Here is a 14,849-nt window from a genome sequence, read left to right as displayed (position 1 = left end):
TCATCCGCCACGTCGACGCCGGCTACGACCGCGCCATCGACGTCGCCAACGAACGCGGCGTCCGCATCCCCATGAACAGTTCGAAGGCCGCCCAGGAAGCAAGCCAATGACCGTGACCACCACTTCCCGGTCCGAACGCGAATGTTCGGCCTCGGAGACACGTCAAAGTGACTCCCGTACCGCGGCCCGAAGGAACACGCAGCTTCCCGTCCAGCCTTCTCCGGAGGTTTGGAACCCGGTCCGCTTCGCGCCGGAAACGGACTAGTAGCAGTAGTGGTTGCCGTAGCAGTAGTGATTGTCGGGCCCTGCCTGGCAACCACTACTGCCGGTCAGAGCACCACTTCGATGACGGATGAAAGGATCGGCCCATGGTGGAAATAGACGGCAGAAACCTGGCCTTGTCGGACATTGTGGCGGTCGCCGACGGCACGTCTGTCAGCCTGGCAGCGGGAGCCTTGGCCCGTATGGCAGCCTCACAGGAGTCCGCTGTTGCTACTTCCTCAAAGCGGCCCGTTTATGGTCGTTCAACGGGTGTAGGGGCGAATCGGACGGTGGAGTTGTCCAAAGGCGATGGAACTGACACCCACGGCCTCCAGTTGCTGCGAAGCCACGCGGTGGATGCCGGCAGGCCTCTGGACCGCAGGACCATCCGGGCGATGCTGGCCGTGAGGCTATCGCAGTTGGCCGCTGGTGCCTCCGGCATCAACCCTGCTATTGCCGTTGCCCTTGTTGAGTTGATCAACTCGGATGTCGTTCCGGAGGTCCGGGAGTTCGGGGGGATTGGTACGGCGGATCTCCAAGCCCTGTCCGGAACTGCGCTGACCATGCTTGGTGAGCGGGAGCCCTTGGGCGGGGGAGGAGCGCGGACTTTCGTGGAGGGCTGGGCTACCGCTGATGCACTCCCATTCATCAGCTCCAGTGCATTGACGATCGCCCAGGCTGTTCTGGCCCACGAGGAACTGTCGAGGCTCCTGGACAATGCCGCTTCTGTAGCAGCCCTCTCCTTCATAGCGATGTCCGGCAATGTGGAGGCATTGAGCCCGGCGGTTGCTGCCGCGGCAGACACTCCTGCCGTGTCAGCGGCCGCGAACACCTTCCATGGACTGGTGCAGGGCAGTGGGCAGCCCGCCCGCATCCAGGATCCCTACTGCCTGCGGACCCTGCCCCAGATTTTCGGTTCCCAGATCGAGGAGCTGGACGCCTTGGGTAAGGTGCTCCGCCGTCTCGTTACAGCGGGCAACGAGAATCCCCTGGTCCACGGGTCCTTGTCCGAGGGCTCGAATGATGTCGCCCACCACGGGCTTTTCCAGATGACAAACCTTGCACGCCGGATGGATTCATTGCAGTTGGCCATCGGTGCTGCTTGCGCGACGCATCTGCGCAGGATTGATCTCCTGTGCGACCCCAACTACACGGGTCTGCACCCGTTCCTTGCCAAGGATGGTGCCGGCCAGTCAGGCGTCATGATGCTGGAGTACGTGGCTGCCGCCGCGGTGGGACGGATTCGCGCGAATACCCAGCCGGTCAGTCTGCAAACAGTGGTGTTGTCCTTGGGGGCAGAAGAAGACGCCAGCTTTGCCAGCGTAGCCGCAGCCCAGCTGCAGTCGACGGTGCAAGCCCTGGCGACCGTCACCGCCGTCGAACTTGTCTGTGCGGCTCGGGCGTTGCGTCTGCAGGGCCGGCGACCGGGGGAGTTTGCCAGCCGCAGGCTTCAAAGCATGATGACCGCCGGCTATGGATTGCCCGTCGATGCCATGGACCGGGATCTGCGTGGAGACGTGGAGGAAGCTACCCGGATTGTCTTGGTTGACCATTAGGAATCGCCCAAAAAAATGGCAGGCAGTCCGAAGACTGCCTGCCATTTCTTGGTTTCGCGGGGAACTAGTGGGCCGGAACTGAATCCTTTGCGGCAGCCTTGGGATCCGTGAGCTTCTTGTTCGGCAGCGCGAAGCTGATCAGGAAAGCGATGATCATCAGGCCCGCAGCGGTCAACATGACCACGTCAATTGCCTGTGCAAAGCCCTCCGTGATCGGCCGGGTGAGCGTGCTGTTGGCCGAGTGCAACCAGCTTGTGTCGTTCAACGAATCGTTGTTGGCACCGTTCTTGAAGAAGTCGAACAGCTTGGCGTTCGCAGGATCCGAGGCCACCGCAGGGTCGCGCATGACAGCTTGGTAGTCGGGGCTGGATGCTGCTGTTTTCATGCCGTCTGCGATCTTGTCCGCGGCCGTGCTGAACAGCATGGAGATGAACACTGCCGTGCCGACGGCGCCGCCCATGGAACGGAAGAACGCGGCCGTGGAGGTGCCAACGCCCATGTCCTTGGGCGGGACGGATACCTGCATGGCAAGGGTCAGCGGTTGCATGCAGAAGCCGAGTCCGACGCCGAAGAACACTGCGATCAGTCCGGGAACCCACAAGCCGGTGTCGACGCCCAGGACTAGCCCCATGACCGTTGCTGCGCCTGCAAGCACTGCCGTTCCCATGATCGGGAAGATCCGGTATACACCGGAGTTGGAGATCGTGCGGCCGGCGGAGATGGAGCCGAAGAGGATGCCCACGGTGAAGGTGATCATCATCAGGCCTGCCTCAGTGGGAGTAAGGCCCTTCACCAGCTGCAAATACATGGGCAGCATGGCGATGGCACCGAACATGCCGATACCGATGATGAAGTTCAACAGCGAGGACAAGCCGAACGTGGTGTTCTTGAAGAGACGCAACGGAATCAGCGCGTAGTCGCCGGCACGCTTCTCGGCGAGGAGGAACGCCACGATGCCGATGACGCCCAGTCCGTAGCAAAGCCATGATCCCGCGGAGGACCAGCCCCAGGTGCGGCCTTGCTCAGCTACCAGGAGCAGCGGAACAATCGCCAAGGTGATGGCGGCTGCGCCCCAGTAGTCGATCTTCTGCTTCACGTGCCTGACCGGCAGGTGCAGGTACATGAAGACCACCACCAGCGCGGCAAGGCCGATGGGGAGGTTGATGAAGAAGACCCAGCGCCAACCGTCGAAGCCCAGGATGTTGGCTGAACCGGCAAAGGCACCGCCAATGACAGGGCCAAGGACAGACGAGATGCCGAAAACGGACATGAAGTAGCCCTGGTACTTGGCCCGGTCCTTCAGGGCAACGATGTCGCCGATGATGGTCAGGGCCAGCGCGAGGAGACCGCCGGCGCCCAGTCCTTGGATGCCACGGGCGATGGCAAGCTCCGTCATGGAGTGGACGGAACCTGCGTACAGGGAGCCGGCGAGGAAGATCAGGATGGCCGTGAGGTACAACGGGCGGCGGCCAAAGATGTCGCTGAGTTTGCCGTACAGCGGGGTGCTCACCGTGGAGGTGATGAGGTACGCCGTAGTGGCCCACGCCTGCAGGGACAGACCGTCGAGGTCGTTGGCGATGGTGTAGATGGACGTGGACACGATGGTCTGGTCCAGCGAGGACAGGAACATGCCGAGCATGAGTCCCACCATGACGGTGAGCGTCTGACGATGGGTCAGGACCTCACCAGCAGCCCGAACGGGCGTGGAATTGGACATATCTTCTCCAGAGATGGCAGAAAAGTGGGATTAAGCAGGATAGTTGCTTTCAGTAACTATCCTAACGCCCCGATCATTCCCAGCGGGAGAATATTTCTTGGCCGACCCTCTTCAAGTCTCCTCCGCTCACCTCAGCGTTCCAGGAGGATTCCGTCCGGATCGCTGAAGATCATCACCCCGGGACGGATGCGGACATCGTCGATCACGAGTTCCACATCGACCTCGCCGGCCCCCGTCTTGGCACTCTTCCGGGGGTTGCTTCCGAGGGCTTTGACGCCCAGGGAGAGCCGGGCGATGGCCTCACGGTCGCGGATGGCTCCGTAGATGATCACTCCGGCCCAACCGTTTTCCACGGCGCTTTCAGCGATCATGTCGCCCATGAGGGCAGTCCGCAATGAACCTCGGCCATCGACGACCAGGACTGCTCCGTCGCCGGGCGTGGCCAGGACTGATTTCACCAGCGCGTTGTCCTCATGGCACCGGATAGTACGGACGGGGCCGCTGAAATGCGTGTGGCGTCCAAGGTTCTGGAACTGGACAGCAAGGGACTCGAGTTCCTCACCGCGTTCGTCGTAGAGATCTGCCGTATTTACATGCTGGCTCATGGTGCTTCTCCTCCGTGGGTTTGAGGCCACACTAACGCGCCACACGGGCTGCTTGGGTGCGTATTTCGGGCTATGTGAATAAACGACGCGACGGCGGTTCAGCGTCACTCCGCCACGCTAGGCTGAATTCACACATTCAAATGAGGGGAACCTGCCATGAGCTTGTCCGACCTTCCGGGGTCGGTACCGGATCCCGCTGTCGTCCGTGGCGGCACCACGGCGCTGGCTGAACCGGTTAAACCAGTCCGCACTGTTTGGGTCACCGGCGTGGTACTGGTCAACCTGGGCATCAACGCAGCGTTCTTCGGTCCCCTTCAGGTTCTCCTGGGCCAGCAGGCTGCCCACTTTGACGAGGGCCAGAAGGAGGCCATCCTGGCCTTGGTCACCGGCTGCGGTGCTGCAGTTTCCATGGTGGCGAATCCCCTGTTCGGCGCCTTCAGCGACCGGACCACATCCAGGTTTGGGCGGCGGGTTCCCTGGGTTCTGATGGGAGCAATCCTCGGCGCCGTTGCCCTTGTTGCCCTGGCGGGCGCGCCCAACGTAGCTGTGATGACTTTGCTGTGGTGCCTGGTGCAGGCGGGAGCCAACGCCATGTATTCGGCCATTACCGCCGCCGTCCCGGACCGGGTTCCCGTGCCGCAGCGCGGAACTGTTGGCGGCTTGGCCGCCATGGGCCAGACGGTAGGTATCCTCGTGGGCGCCGTGATCGCCGCCGTCGTCGCCGGAGACTTCGCCGCAGGTTACTGGGTGTGCGCCGCAGCGCTGCTGGCCGGCGTCGTGCTTTACCTGTTCAAGAGCGATGACCAGCCCCTGCCGCCCCAGGAGCGGCCGCCGTTCAGCCTGTGGCGGTTCGCGAAGGGTTTCTGGGTGTCGCCGAAACGCTACCCGGACTTTGCGTGGGCCTGGCTCACCCGGCTGCTGGTCAGCACGGGCAACCACATGGTGACGATCTACTTGCTTTTCTTCCTTACCGATGCCGTGCATTTGAAAGAAACTGAAGGAATCGAGCCCGAGTTCGGCGTGCTGGTCCTGACCGGGCTGTACGCAGTGATGGTCATCATTACTAGCGTCCTGGGCGGTCGCTTGAGCGACCGGACGGGAAAGCGGAAGCCCTTGGTCATAGCTTCGTCCGTCATCATCGCTGCAGCGTCACTGATTCTGGCCTTCGCCCCGACGTGGATTGGCGGCCTGGCGGGAGCAGCTGTCCTCGGAATCGGCTTCGGCGCCTACCTTGCGGTGGACTTCGCCCTCATCAGCCAGGTCCTGCCCGCGGCTTTGGACCGAGGCCGGGACCTCGGTGTCATCAACATTGCCAACTCGCTGCCGCAAATTTGGGCGCCAGGGATCGCTTACCTCCTCGTGAAAGAGTGGCACGGCGGCTACGTCTCGCTGTACGTAGCCGCCGCAGTCATCGGGCTCTTGGGGGCCGTGTTCGTGGTGAAGATCAAGAGCGTCGAGTAGGCCTAGAAGACGTAGTTCATGACGTTCCAGCCAGTTCCGACGGTTGCCTGGCCCTTCCAGTAGCTGCCGAACATGGAGTTAATCTGGTAAGCGGCGCCGTTTCCGTAGTACATGACCATTTGCCCGTTGTAGTCAATGCCATATATGTCAGGGTCGCCGTCGCCGTTGAAATCGCCGAGTCCGCCCAGGCGGGACATGACCTGCCAGCCATAGCCGGTTGTCGCGGCGCCGACGAGTTGCCCGTTCCGGGGACCTTCGCTGATCATCAGTCCGTTGTATTGGTTCTTGTACACGAGTGATAGCGCCTCGCTGCCGGTAAAGTAGCCAACTGCTGTGAGCAGGCTTGCATTGCCCCACCCAAAGCCAATTTGCGTTGGGGATAGCCAGCCGCCGCGGCCGTCGCCTGGGTACAGGAGCAAATTGTTGGCGGAATCGCGGGCGATGATGTCGTTGGTGCCGTCGCCATTGAAGTCACCCGCGCCGATGACGTCCCTGAAGCCCTGCCATCCTTGGCCAACCTGCTTGGCTACGATCCAGCCTCCCGCGCCGTTCCCTGAGTAGAGAAAGAGGCGTCCCTGGGGGTCCCTGGCCATGACGTCCACGTTGCCGTCGCCATCGAAGTCGCCGGGTGAGAGAAGGAGATCATAGATGTGCCAGCCTGTTCCGATCACCTGGGGGGCATACCAATGTCCACGCCCATCCGTTGGGTAGAGCAACAGCTGACCATAGGCATTGCGCGCGAACACGTCTGCCGTGCCGTCGCCATTGAAGCCCCAGGAGCGGGCCTTGGCGCCAATGACCGTGGGGTTGTGGACGTTCTGGGTTGCGGACGAGGTTGCATCGAAAGTAGCCGTTATTGAGCCTGACAGGGTATGGCCCACATCAGCGGCAACAGGACTGTAAAAGGCTTGGTTTGCGCCGGGGATGACTACGTTGTCGCGCGTCCACTTATAGGTAAAGGTGGGCTGGCCACCTGCCGGCGTTACCTCCGGCGGGCTGTAAAGGATCATATGAAGGCGGCCGCCCAAGGTGGGATCCCCTTGAATCTCCACAGCGTTGAGCCACACTGTCCGAAGCGGTGCTGACACGGCGGGCAGCTGTGCAACGGCCACAGTAGGCGCGGAAGCGCCAGCAGCTGCAGCCGGCGTCAAGATCAGTGCCACGGACAGTGCGACTGTTAAAAAGTGACTGGTTCTGCGGCGCGCAGGCGCGCGCAGGGCAGGTTTGAAGCCCAAGGATTCCCCCAAGAAAATAAGGCGGCACGGAGACGGCCGAAAGAGATCAATTGGGATGACACTACCGCCTGCAGCGGCGCCGGGATAGAGGGCCCCGTTTATGACGAAGGCCCCGTCCGGATATCTCCGAACGGGGCCCTCAACGAAGTGAAACTAGAACAGGTCGGTGAACCCGCCCCAACCCCAGCCGACCACAGCGCTTCCGGTCCATCCGGCGGCTCCGTTGCCGTAGTAGGCACGCAATTGACCGGAACTGTCGACGGCGAAGACGTCCAGCTTTCCGTCGGCGTTGATATCGCCTGCGCTGCCGATCTTGCTCATGCCGCCCCAACCCCAGCCGACCACTGCCGTGCCGCTCCAGCCACCCGCGCCGTTCCCGCTGTAGAGCCTGAGGTTCCCGGCGGAGTCGCGGCCCAGGACGTCCACGTTGGTGTCGCCGTCGAAGTCGCCAGGAGTGATGAGTGCATCCAACGCGTTCCAACCCTGGCCGATCACGGTTCGTGGCAGCCAGCCGCCGTGTCCGTCGCCGGGGTAGAGGTAGAGGACGCCGTTGGCATCGCGGGCCATGATGTCGTTGTTGCCATCGCTGTTGAAATCGCCTGGAGCTACGAGGGAGGTGAAGATATTCCACCCCGTCCCTACTTTGCGGGGACCGTTCCAGCCGCCTGAACCATTGCCGCTGTAGAGGTAGAGGCCACCTGACGAGTCCCGGCCCAGGACGTCGTTGTTGCCATCGCCATCGAAGTCACCCGGAGACAACACGGTGGGGAAGATGTTCCATCCCATGCCTACGGTTCGTGCGGGTTCCCAGGTGTTGTTGGTCCGCGGGTACATGAGAAGGGCGCCGTCGGAGCGTCGGGCGAGCAGCTCGAAGGCACCGCGGCTGGTGAAGCCGTTGGGTCGGTTGGAGGCCGAGATCGGTGCGGTCTCCTCGCTCGCTACTTCCATGTCCTCGCACGGGTAGGCGGCCACGAGGTGCGCGGCGATGGTTTTACCGCGGTCCTCTTCGCCCAGTACGTAGTTGGGCCAGGTGGGATGGTCCGTGGCGACCTCGCCGTCCCTGGTCCAGTAGATCCGGGTGTCGGGGCCGGCTCCGGCACCGCACCCCTTGTAGGCGTAGGGATCCCATGTGACGGTGAGCGTGGAACCGACATAGGGCGCACCGGTGATGACCGGCGGTTCGGGATCCATGGTGGCCATGGCGGGCGCGGGCCCCACAACCATGGCCGCGACGATCGCAGCCACTGTTGCGGCAACCGCTCGACGCACGCCAGACCCCAGGCGTGATGGAGCGTACATTGTGTCCTCCCCAGACTTTATGAAGTTAATGGTACAGCGTCCGGGTTTTTAGAAGATTGCTGTGAACCATCCAAAGCCTGCACCCACGGCCTCGGAGCCCTTCCAGCCCGCACGACCGTCGCTGTAGTACGTCAGCAGGCGGCCCTGCTGATCCACGCCGTAGACGTCGGGGTACCCGTCGCCGTTGAAGTCGCCGGCAGCGCCAACGTACTTGAGTGCGTTCCAGCCAACGCCGATCATCCATGAGCGCGACCATCCGCCTGCGCCATTGCCCGTGTAGACGAACAGGTATCCGTTGCCGTCGCGCGCCAGCAGATCCACATTGCCGTCGCCGTTGAAGTCTCCCGGCGTCACCAAAGCGTTCATCACGTTCCAGCCGGTTCCGACGGCGGTGCGCGGCAGCCAGCCTCCCGCGCCATTGCCGGGGTACAGATAGAGGGCGCCGCCAGGCTCCCTGGCAAGGACGTCGTTGTTGCCGTCACCGTTGAAATCGCCCGGGCCGATGATTGAGTCGAAAATGTTCCAGCCGTTGCCGATGGCACGTGCCGGTTTCCAGCCGCCGGCCCCGTCACCGCTGAAGAGGTAGAGGCCGCCCACGGAATCACGGACGATCATGTCGCTCTTGCCGTCGCCGTCGAAGTCCCCAGGGGAGAAAGCCAGGTTGAAGATGTTGAAGCCGTAGCCCACGGTCCGCGCAGCATCCCACCCGGCGCCGTTGCGGCCATACAGGAGCAGCGATCCGTCAGAGGCCCTGGCAAGCAGCTCGAAGCTCCGGCCGGTGAACCCGGCCGCACGGTTCACGGCGCCGACAGGCCTGGTCTCGGCGCTGTGCAGGGATTCTCCACCGCAAGCGGTCTTGCTGGCAGTAACGTGCACGGCCATCCTGGAGCCGGTGTCGTCCGCCTCCAGGTTGTAGCTCGACGTCGTCTCCCCGGCCACCAGGAATCCGTCCCGGGTCCAGTAGACCGAGTAGTCGGGGCCTTTGCCGCCACCGCAGCCGTAGAAGGTGTAAGGGCCGATATCTGCGGTCAGCTGTTTGCCCACGAAGGCTTGACCGTTGAGCAGGGGATCGGGTCCGTTGCTGGGCGCTGCCGACGCCGATAGGGAACCAAGTGCCATGGCCGCCACTGTGGCGGCCAGCAGCGCCGCTGCCATCCGGCGTCGTATTGTCCCCATGCGTTTCCTCCTGCGGGTTTCAAGTCTGCATGAAAGTGTATGCGGGCGGCCCGCTATTTCCGGGAGCGGCGGCCGCCGGGACTCCGGGGGACTCTCAGGGAACGGTCAAGAAGCTCCCGTATCATTGATGCGATCGGCCAGCCGGTGGTCTTCGCGCCGGCCGGCCGCCTCCTTGTCAGCCTGCCAAGAGATCGCCGGAAATGCCCGTAACCAACTCACTGGAACCGTACTCCCTTGACCTGACCACGGGGCTTCCCCGTATGGCTGCCGCGCCCACCACCCCGCGGCAGCAGTTGCGCTATGCCCGCATCCTGAAAACGGCCGCAGGGTTCGCCCAGCGTCAGTTCGATACCTTGAGCCTCTCCGACGTTGCTGCCCGCGCCGATGTCCCGCTTGGAACCCTTTACCGCTACTTCCCCTCCACCTCCCACCTCATGCTCGCCGTCTACAGGCAGCAGCTCAGGGAGCTAATGGAGGGCGTCCACCAGCGCGGCGCCAAGGGTCACGCACTCGCGGGTTTGATGATGGAAATCTTCCATCTCCGGGTGATGCAACCTGGTGTGGAGCACTGCCTGATCCGCCCGGCGGGCAAGGATGACGACACTGCGCAGTTGTTGCGGGAGATCGATGCCCTCTCGGAAGAGGTGGTGGGTTCGCTCAGCAAGGATGCGGGCAAGGACACTGTGAAGGCCAGGATTCTCCTGCACCTGGTCAGCGGCCTGGTCCAGGCCGTACGTTGCCGGAGGTTGTCCCTGTTTGAGGCGGAGAAGGACCTGAAGCGCGCCTGCTCACTCATGACCGGCGAATAGCCAGGGCCGAAAAGGTCAAGCAAAGTCGGCGGCCGAATGACAACAGCCTCCCGGTGGTCTAGACCGGATGGCGGCCAGAATGCCCTTTTCTGTATGTAGTGGGTCACATTTTGGCTAGGTTGAACGTTTTACTCTCGAATCGTCTCTCTTGGTATTGAATCTTGTACCCTCAACGCTTCCCTAGGCTGGAACCACCGAAGCGGCTAGCAGCCCCCTATCTGCAGAAGCAACGCCGGACCAGCCACCCTTGGTCCGCCACAGCAGTTCTGTTCCTGCCCGAATCATGCCGTGGGTCCACGGCTAGCCTGAGGAGACAAAGACGTGTCCATCGAGACAATTGCAACTGACAACGACGCCCTGGTACTGACCGAGGAAGAGATCTTCGCAGCCCACGAAGGCGGCAAGCTGACGATTTCCAGCACCGTTCCGCTGAACAACAAGCGTGACCTCTCCATCGCTTACACCCCCGGCGTGGCCCAGGTGAGCCGCGCAATCCACGAGGACCCCAAGCTTGCCCGCACCCACACCTGGGCCGAGCGCCTGGTTGTCGTGGTCAGCGACGGCACCGCAGTGCTGGGCCTTGGCAACATCGGCCCCAGCGCCTCGCTGCCGGTGATGGAGGGCAAGTCCGCCCTCTTCAAGTCCTTCGGCGACCTCGACTCCATCCCTTTGGTACTCAACACCACCAATGTGGACGAAATCATTGAGACCTTGGTCCGTCTCCGCCCCAGCTTCGGCGCCGTGAACCTCGAGGACATTTCCGCTCCGCGCTGCTTCGAACTCGAAGAGCGACTCATCGAAGCCCTTGACTGCCCCGTCATGCACGATGACCAGCACGGCACCGCCGTCGTGGTCCTCGCCGCCCTGACCAACGCAGCCAAGGTGACCCAGCGCGAGCTCAAGGGCCTGAAGGTTGTTGTCTCCGGTGCAGGTGCCGCAGGCATCGCCATCGCCGAGATCCTCCTTGCTGTCGGCATCGAGGACGTGATCCTGCTCGACTCCAAGGGTGTAGTCAACGCCGACCGTGCCGACCTCGTGGCCGATCCCGGCAGCGTCAAGGCCCGCATGGCCCAGCGCACCAACCCCCGCGGTATCAGCGGCGGTCCCGGCGAGGGACTGACGGGCGCCGATGTGTTCGTAGGCGTTTCCTCCTCCAAGCTGGACGAAGAGCACCTGAAGCTGATGAACGACCAGTCGATCGTCTTCGCACTGTCCAACCCGGATCCGGAAGTCCTGCCCGAGGTTGCCCGGAAGTACGCGGCCGTTGTTGCCACGGGCCGCAGCGACTTCCCGAACCAGATCAACAACGTCCTGGCCTTCCCCGGTATTTTCCGCGGTGCTCTTGATGCCAAGGCCCGCCGGATCACGCCCGCCATGAAGATCGCCGCTGCGAACGCCATCGCTGAGCTGGCAGCCGAAGACCTCTCCGCGGATTACATCGTGCCGAGCCCACTGGACGCACGCGTTGCACCCGCGGTCACCGCGGCAGTTGCCGCAGCCGCCACCGAATAGCGGCTACTGCGCAAGACCGACGACGGCGACGCCTCCCGCGCCAGGGAGCGTCGCCGTCGTTGTCGTTAAAGGCGCATGGATCAGCGGCCCATAGACTTGGGCCATGAACGCCGAACTCATCGTGACCATCCTGTGCGGCCTGGCCATTGCAGTCGGCGTGGCCGGCACCATCATTCCTGTTCTGCCCGGCAGCATCCTTATCGGCGCGAGCCTGCTGGCGTGGGCTATCTGGGGTGGTGCGGGTCCGGTTGGCTGGGTGATTTTCGCCGTCGGGATGGTCTTTGTGGTTGCCGGGATGGCAGCCAGTGCCGTGCTCACGGGGCGCAAACTGAAACAACACGGCATTCCGAGCAGGTCGGTACTGATCGGGGTTGTCCTGGGTGTCGTGGGCATGTTCGTCATTCCCGTGGTGGGCCTCTTTGTGGGCTTCGCCGTAGGCCTTCTCCTCAGCGAGGTCCAGAGGACCCGCAACTTCCAGGCCGCTGTTCGCTCCAGCGGGGCGGCGCTCAAAGCAACGGGGATCGGCATCCTGGTGGAATTCGGCCTCGCCTGTGCTGCCGCGAGCACGTGGATCATCGGAGTGTGGATCAACGCCGTCAACGGTTAAAACCCCCGCCGAGTTGGCATTAGGTGACAGTTCCAAGCTTCAACATCGTCATCTTTTGCCAACTCGGCGATGTTTTTAGCGGAGGGCGGGCGCTCCGGTGGGCGCTCCGGTGGGCGCTCCGGTGGGCACCTTGATTTCCGCCGGACGGAACGTTGCTCCCGCGCCCGGGAACAGTGGGATATCGATCCGGGCGTGCGAGTGGACTTCCCGGATTGTGTCCTTGGTGTGCCGGGCAATCTCGGCCAAGGTGGTGACCCACATGCCGTCCAGGCCCTTGACCCGTTCGATCAGCCGTTCCAAGGCCACGGCGCGGGATGGCCGGCCGGAGATGAACGGGTGATTGGTGAGGACGAAGCAGCTGCCCTGGGAGTGGTGGGCCTCGGCCTCCAAGGTCCACATCTCAAGTGCCTTGGCCGGGCTCTCAATGACGCCACTGCCTGTGACTCCAGGGTAGAAACCGTATTGCTCCCAGTCGTCCAGTGCCCAATCCACGGGGATTTCCACGATGTCCCGCGGGTCGTCCTCGGCGACGGCCATCCGGTAGGGGGCGTCGCCGTCGAGCAGGCTTGAATCGTAGAGGAAGCCACGGTCCGCGAGCAGGGCCGGTGATTGCCAGTTCAACTCCCACCAAGGTGCCCGGTAGCCCACCGGACGGATGCCGGCCACGTTGGCGAGTGCCTCGAGGCCGCGATCCAGGTAGCTGGCTTCGGTGGCGGCATCAATGCCCTGCATTGGTTCGTGCAGATAGCCGTGATGGGCGATTTCGTGCCCGGCATCAGCGATCCTGCGCACCACGTCAGGGTAGCTCTCTGCCGTGAACCCCGGGATGAAGAACGTACCTTGGATGTCCTGTCGATCCAGGATCTGCAGCAATCGGGGAACAGCTATCTTTGGCCCATAAGACTGGTGGCTCATGAGGGACATGCGCTGCGTGCTGGAGGGGTCATGGGCGATGGTGCAGGACTCGGCATCGACGTCGAAGGTGAAGGACGCCGCGGCCTGGAAGCCCTCGGGCCACATGATCGGGTGGAGCGCATCAGCGAAGGCGGGCTGGTTCATGCTGTGGTCCTTTCGGGAACTGAAGGTGCGGCTGGCTGTGTCACTGATACGTGGTTCGAGTCCGCGAGGAGGTACTTTTTGTGTGCGCGGGGGCCCAGGATCGCGTAGGCAGCGGCGCTGGTGAGCCCGCCGGCCAGCCACGAAAGGTCCCAACCGCCCAAGGCGACGGCGATGGGGCCCTGCATGGCGGGAACCAGGCCGTACATGAACAGCCACGTGGAGAAGATGCCCACCAGGAGGGATACGATTCCGGCCCAGTTGATGACGGGAAGCCGGTGGGTGCCGACGCCGTCGAAGAGCCGATCCACCTTCGCCGGCCAGCGCTTCTCAAGCCAGAAGTAGTGCACCAGCATGACTCCGCCCCAAGCGGCAACCCAGGCGACCAGGCCGATCAGCCAGGCGTCGAGCACTGCTGCGAAGTCCTCCTGGAAGATGAAGAACACGACGGCGATGAGCGAGAAGACGCCCACGAACAAGTTCAGCTTGCGGCGGCTGATGTTGATGTCCAAGGCCTGGGTGGCAACGGAGAAGGTGTAGATGTTCAGGATGTTGGTAGCGATGGGGCCGTGCAGCACCATGAGCAGTACGGGGAGGGCAAGGACTCCGAAGTTTTGGACAATCAGCTTGCCGGGATCGATCTCGCCGCTGTTGGTGGCCAAGCTTGCGCCGAGGATGCCCAGCCAGACGACGGGGATGAACTGGCCGAGGACCGAGGCCAGGTAGAGCTTGCGCTTGGGAACCGAGGTGCTGACGAAGCGGGAGTAGTCGGCGGCGTAGGTGAACCAGGTGATGCCCCAGCCGATACCGATGGCGGTCATGACTGCGCTCATGGCGGCGATCCGCTCTGAGCCTTCGAGGATGTTGCCGGCCGGTCCTGCGTAGCCCCAGTCGATCTTCATGCCGAACCAGGCCACGGCGGACATCACGGCCAGGATGATGATGGTGGGCGGAACCGTCCACTTCTCAAAGGCCGCGATGGCTTTGTAGCCGAACCAGGCGATGGCGACCTGCGCGGCCATGATGGCCGTGGCGACGCCGATCTTCCAAGCGTAGTTCTGTGCGTTGGGATCCACCCAGCCGAGGGTTCCGAAGAGCGCCATGACCAGGTCCAGGATGATCCAGGTGTTGACGGCGCACCACCCGATGACCAGAAGTGCCTGGATCGCTGCCGGCAGGTAGTTGCCACGGCGGCCAAAAGCCGCCCGGGCCAGAACCATTCCTGTGGCGCCGGTCTTTTGTCCAAGGAGGACGAAGCATCCGAATAAGAGCATGCCGATCAGGTTTCCCAGGACCAGGACTATCACGGTGTCTGCGAAGCCGAGGCCCAGATGGATGCCCAGTGCACCCAGCACCCAGTTGATAGGGGCAAGGTTGGCGCCGGCCCAGATCCAGAACTGTCCGGAAACCTTGCGGGTGCGGTCTGATTCGGGGATGGGTTGGAGCCAGGCTTCGCTGTCATGGGCCGGCGCCGTTGCTGGCCCAGACTGCGCTGAAGGTGAAGGCGAAGGGGAGAGGTTGTCTTGCATAGGGAGAGCCTCCGTGTGTGAAAGGG

At 63.0% G+C, this 14,849-nt stretch carries 12 protein-coding genes; 5 read left to right on the top strand and 7 right to left on the bottom strand.

Annotation, left to right across the window (positions count from 1 at the left end; translation table 11 throughout):
* The first annotated feature begins 368 nt into the window (after positions 1-368).
* Positions 369-1,817, top strand: a complete 1,449-nt coding sequence (locus PV760_RS20695; protein ID WP_354628594.1) for an aromatic amino acid lyase — start codon at positions 369-371, stop codon at positions 1,815-1,817.
* Between the two features lie 64 nt (positions 1,818-1,881).
* Here PV760_RS20695 and PV760_RS20690 read toward each other — a convergent pair whose 3' ends face one another.
* A complete protein-coding gene (locus PV760_RS20690; protein ID WP_018780177.1) occupies positions 1,882-3,534 on the bottom strand; it encodes an MDR family MFS transporter in 1,653 nt (550 codons plus the stop codon).
* A 131-nt stretch (positions 3,535-3,665) separates the two neighbouring features.
* The gene (gene rraA, locus PV760_RS20685) at positions 3,666-4,139 is read right to left on the bottom strand and encodes a ribonuclease E activity regulator RraA (protein ID WP_018780176.1); all 474 of its coding nucleotides are present in this window, start codon (positions 4,137-4,139) and stop codon (positions 3,666-3,668) included.
* 156 nt (positions 4,140-4,295) lie between these two features.
* Here rraA and PV760_RS20680 point away from each other — a divergent pair, with 156 nt between their 5' ends.
* Complete coding sequence (locus tag PV760_RS20680; protein ID WP_354628593.1) at positions 4,296-5,600, top strand: MFS transporter; 1,305 nt, start codon at positions 4,296-4,298, stop codon at positions 5,598-5,600.
* Between the two features lie 2 nt (positions 5,601-5,602).
* Here the strand turns inward: PV760_RS20680 and PV760_RS20675 are convergent, their stop codons facing one another.
* From PV760_RS20675 to PV760_RS20665, 3 genes are all read right to left on the bottom strand, one after another.
* Complete coding sequence (locus tag PV760_RS20675; RefSeq protein ID WP_354628592.1) at positions 5,603-6,763, bottom strand: FG-GAP repeat domain-containing protein; 1,161 nt, start codon at positions 6,761-6,763, stop codon at positions 5,603-5,605.
* A gap of 225 nt (positions 6,764-6,988) precedes the next feature.
* Positions 6,989-8,134 carry an FG-GAP repeat domain-containing protein gene (locus tag PV760_RS20670; protein ID WP_039243279.1) on the bottom strand — a complete coding sequence of 382 codons (1,146 nt, stop codon included), beginning with the start codon at positions 8,132-8,134 and terminating at the stop codon, positions 6,989-6,991.
* 48 nt (positions 8,135-8,182) lie between these two features.
* Entirely contained in the window at positions 8,183-9,310 is a 1,128-nt protein-coding gene (locus tag PV760_RS20665) for an FG-GAP repeat domain-containing protein (protein ID WP_354628591.1), read from the bottom strand.
* 200 nt (positions 9,311-9,510) lie between these two features.
* On the opposite strand from PV760_RS20665, the gene PV760_RS20660 reads away from it, so the two are divergent.
* From PV760_RS20660 to PV760_RS20650, 3 genes are all read left to right on the top strand, one after another.
* Positions 9,511-10,119 (top strand): TetR/AcrR family transcriptional regulator, encoded by a 609-nt coding sequence (locus PV760_RS20660; RefSeq protein WP_018780171.1) that lies wholly within the window; start codon positions 9,511-9,513, stop codon positions 10,117-10,119.
* A 321-nt stretch (positions 10,120-10,440) separates the two neighbouring features.
* Positions 10,441-11,631 carry an NAD(P)-dependent malic enzyme gene (locus PV760_RS20655; protein WP_354628590.1) on the top strand — a complete coding sequence of 397 codons (1,191 nt, stop codon included), beginning with the start codon at positions 10,441-10,443 and terminating at the stop codon, positions 11,629-11,631.
* Positions 11,632-11,734: 103 nt separating this feature from the next.
* Complete coding sequence (locus PV760_RS20650; protein ID WP_018780169.1) at positions 11,735-12,238, top strand: DUF456 domain-containing protein; 504 nt, start codon at positions 11,735-11,737, stop codon at positions 12,236-12,238.
* A 75-nt stretch (positions 12,239-12,313) separates the two neighbouring features.
* On the opposite strand, the gene PV760_RS20645 is transcribed toward PV760_RS20650, so the two are convergent.
* Positions 12,314-13,297 carry a polysaccharide deacetylase family protein gene (locus PV760_RS20645; RefSeq protein WP_354628589.1) on the bottom strand — a complete coding sequence of 328 codons (984 nt, stop codon included), beginning with the start codon at positions 13,295-13,297 and terminating at the stop codon, positions 12,314-12,316.
* The gene (locus PV760_RS20640; RefSeq protein ID WP_018780325.1) at positions 13,294-14,823 is read right to left on the bottom strand and encodes a purine-cytosine permease family protein; all 1,530 of its coding nucleotides are present in this window, start codon (positions 14,821-14,823) and stop codon (positions 13,294-13,296) included. The genes PV760_RS20645 and PV760_RS20640 overlap by 4 nt, the downstream gene beginning before the upstream one ends.
* Positions 14,824-14,849 lie beyond the last annotated feature (26 nt).

Source organism: Paenarthrobacter sp. CC6 (assembly GCF_040560085.1).
Taxonomy (GTDB): domain Bacteria; phylum Actinomycetota; class Actinomycetes; order Actinomycetales; family Micrococcaceae; genus Arthrobacter; species Arthrobacter nicotinovorans.
The sequence above is the reverse complement of the archived record's forward strand: the minus strand, read 5'-3'. Positions and strand labels throughout refer to the sequence as shown.